The 395-nt window shown below is 41.8% G+C and carries 1 protein-coding gene; it reads right to left on the reverse strand.

What is annotated here, in order from left to right; translation table 11 throughout:
- Positions 1-342: YitT family protein (locus GR212_RS36705; protein ID WP_204326933.1), on the reverse strand; the 342-nt coding region annotated here is incomplete at its 3' end.
- Positions 343-395 lie beyond the last annotated feature (53 nt).

Raw genomic sequence — 395 nt, forward strand, 5'->3', positions numbered from 1 at the left:
GAATAGGATGGACCCAATAATTAAGTCAATAAAGACAGTAGAAACCGGGTGGTGGAGATGCGGACTAATAAAGTTAATAGTTAGGGATGTTACGGTTACACAATAGATTGTCCAAAATGCACTCGAAGTTCCCAGCCATTTAATAGCTAAAACGAGCATACCGGCGTTCAATGTCCAAAGGGTGAGGGCATAGGGAACTTGTGCTATATGATGAAGCAATACACTAATTCCTGCGGCTCCTCCAGATGGTATGTTATGAGGAAACAGGAAAATCGCCATCGCTACCCCTTGGAGAATTGCCGCAACTCCAAGTGTAATCAGTTTGGCTGAGAAAAGTTTCAATTTATAGGCCTCCTTGTGTGTTAGTTGATATGTACTAATGTAACATATAAGGG

This window comes from Martinezella lusitana, from assembly GCF_010668395.1.
Taxonomy (GTDB): Bacteria; Pseudomonadota; Alphaproteobacteria; order Rhizobiales; family Rhizobiaceae; genus Rhizobium; species Rhizobium lusitanum_A.